The organism is Roseateles sp. P5_E11, assembly GCF_054049355.1.
Genome location: NZ_JBFUMO010000649.1, coordinates 1 through 3048 on the forward strand (window position 1 = coordinate 1; position 3048 = coordinate 3048).

Consider the following 3048-nt stretch of genomic DNA (forward strand, 5'->3'; position numbering starts at 1 on the left):
CCAGGACCACGGCACCAGCCCCAAGATCTGCGCCGGCGCCATCGATCTGGGCTTCGGCTCCGTGATGATGGACGGCTCGCTGATGGAAGACGGCAAGACGCCGGCCTCTTTCGAATACAACATGGAAGTGACCCGCAAGGTCGTCGAGATGGCGCACCAGGTCGGCGTCACCGTCGAGGGCGAGCTGGGCTGCCTGGGCAACCTCGAAACCGGTGATGCCGGCGAGGAAGACGGCATCGGCGCCGAAGGCAAGCTGGATCACAGCCAGATGCTGACCGACCCCGAGGAGGCCGCCGTGTTCGTCAAGGCCACGCAGCTCGACGCGCTGGCGATCGCCATCGGCACCAGCCACGGCGCCTACAAATTCAGCCGCAAGCCCACGGGCGACATCCTGGCCATCGGCCGCGTGAAGGAGATCCATGCGCGCATCCCGAACACCCACCTAGTCATGCACGGTTCGTCCAGCGTGCCGCAGGAGCTGCTGGCCATCATCAACCAGTACGGCGGCAAGATGAAGGAGACCTTCGGCGTGCCGGTCGAGGAGATCCAGGAGGCCATCAAGCATGGCGTGCGCAAGATCAACATCGACACCGACATCCGCCTGGCGATGACGGGCGCGGTGCGCAAGTTCCTGGCCGAGAACCCCGACAAGTTCGACGCCCGCGAATGGCTCAAGCCCGCCCGCGAAGCCGCCAAGGTCATCGCCAAGGAGCGCTATATGCAATTCGGCTGCGAAGGCCAGGCCGGCAAGATCAAGGGCCGCACGCTGGTCGACATCRCTGGCGCCTATGCGCGCGGTGAGCTGGCACAGAAGGTCCAATAAGGGTTCAGTGACGCGTCACTGCTTCACCTACGGCTCACTGATGTGGGCCGACATCATGGCCCGCGTCTGCGGGCGTGAATTCGCCAGCGAGCCGGCCTCGCTGGCGGGTCATGCGCGCCACCCGGTGCGCGGCCAGGACTACCCCGGCCTGCGGGCCGCGGCGGGCGGCCTGGTGCCGGGGCGGCTGTATCGCGACGTCGACGCTGACGCCTGGGAGCGGCTGGATGCCTTCGAGGGCGTCGAGTACGAGCGCGCCGATGTCGTCGTGGCGCTGGCCGACGGCAACGCGCTACTGGCCCAGGTCTACCGCTTCCGCCCCGAGTTCGCCGACCGGCTGCTCCCTGGGGACTGGGACGCCGACGCTTTCGCCCAGGAGGGCCGGGAGCGCTTCATCGCCCGCTATGTGGGCTTCGAGCTGATCACGCCACGCTGAAGCCCCGGGAATAAGACACGTTTTCGCCTGATGCCCCCCTGTTCGCGGGGTCACAATGCATCGGCATAACCCCTTGGTCATTGGGGTCGGGAGCTGGGATGGACGAGCTGACCGGAATCGTCGCGCGAGCGGGTTTCCTGCCCCACGGCTATTGCTTCCAGTGGTCGCCCGGCCTGCTCTGGACCATGGTCGGCGCCGATCTTTCCATCGCGCTGGCCTACTTCTCCATCCCGCTGGCCATCGCCAGCTATGCCCGCCAACGCCCCCAGGTCAACCTTGGCAGCATCGCGACGCTGTTCGCCATCTTCATCTTCGCCTGCGGCGTGACCCATGTGCTGGACGTCTGGACGATCTGGCGCCCCGACTACGGACTGCAGACCGCTGGCAAGGTCTTCACCGCCTGCGCGTCCGTGCTGACGGCGGCCGTGGCCTGGCGCCTGATGCCCACGCTGCTGGGCCTGCCGTCACTGGACGAGATGCGCACGGCCAACGAGGCGCTTCGCAGTGAGATGGACCGCCGCCACAGTGCCGAGGACCATCAGCTGGAAGCCGAGCAGAGCCTGGCCGCCACGCTGTCGGCCATCGACGCCGGCTTCATCACGACCGACGGCGACGGCCGGGTCACGCGCATCAATGCCGTGGCCGAGCGCATCACCGGCTGGCCGGCGCGCGAGGCCCTGGGCCTGCCGGTCTGGGAAGTCTTCCAGCGCGAGGGCACGCCGGCCGACCTGAAGGCGCGCAACCCCATCGACGTCGTGCGCGAGCGCAACCGCGAAGGCGCTTTCCAGCGCCAGGCCGTCTGCGTCGCACGAGACGGCAGCCAGCGGCCCGTTGAGGTTCACGCCGACCTGACCCACCACGCCGACGGCCGCGTGCGTGGCGTCGCCATCGTCTTCCGCGACGTGGGCCGCCTGACTGAAGCCGAGGCCGAGGTGCGCCGCCTGGCGGCCGTCGTCGAGTCCTCGGCCGACGCCATCATCGTCAAGACGCCGGATGGTCGCATCACCAACTGGAATGCAGGCGCCGAGAAGATGTTCGGCTACACGGCCGCGGAGGTCGTCGGGCAGCCGGTGCAGATGCTGATCCCGCCCGAACGTGAAGCCGAGGAGACGGGCATCCTCGCCAGTCTGGCCCAGGGCCAGCATGTGCCGCCGTTCCGCACCGTTCACATCGCCAGGGACGGCCGTCGAGTCGAGATCTCCGCCCAGGTCTCGCCGCTGCGCGATGCGGCCGGCCGCATCATCGGCGGCATCAAATCCGCCCGCGACCTGACCCACCAGCGCCAGATCGAGACCGCGCTGCGCCAGAGCGAGGCACGGCTGCGCTTCGCCCTCGAGTCCGCGGCCATCGGCGACTGGGAGCTGGAGCTGGACAGCGGCCTGATCCACCGTTCGCGCCGCTATGACCAATGTTTCGGCCGACCCGACTCTGAAGGCCCGTGGGACCGCGAGCGCATGCTTGCTGCCGTCCATCCCGACGACCGGGCCATGGTGGAGGCCGGCCTGGCGGCCCTGCCCGAGGGCCATCGTCCCTGGCATGCCGAGTTCCGCGTCGTCTGGCCCGATGACAGCGTGCACTGGCTGCGCCTGGACGCCCGGGTCACCCACGACGACGCCGGTTCGCCGCGGCTGGTCGGCATCGTGGCCGACGTGACCGCCATGCGCACCGCCGAGCAGGCCCGCCAGCAGTCCATCTGGCTGGCGGCCGAGAACCGCCGCGTGCAGGAAAGCAGCCGGCTCAAGAGCCTCTTCCTCGCCAATATGTCGCATGAACTGCGCACGCCGCTGAATGC

Annotated in this window: 3 protein-coding genes; all 3 read left to right on the top strand. The window is 68.6% G+C overall.

The genetic code is table 11. The features are described 5' to 3' along the window. The coding region (locus tag ACXJKR_RS28545; protein ID WP_457325708.1) for a ketose-bisphosphate aldolase at positions 1-823 on the top strand (823 nt) is incomplete at its 5' end. Positions 824-830: 7 nt separating this feature from the next. Next, positions 831-1256: a gamma-glutamylcyclotransferase family protein gene (locus tag ACXJKR_RS28550; protein ID WP_457325709.1), complete on the top strand. Its 426-nt coding sequence runs from the start codon at positions 831-833 to the stop codon at positions 1254-1256. 98 nt (positions 1257-1354) lie between these two features. Then, positions 1355-3048, top strand: a 1694-nt coding sequence (locus ACXJKR_RS28555) for a PAS domain S-box protein (RefSeq protein WP_457325710.1), incomplete at its 3' end; no start/stop codon positions are given.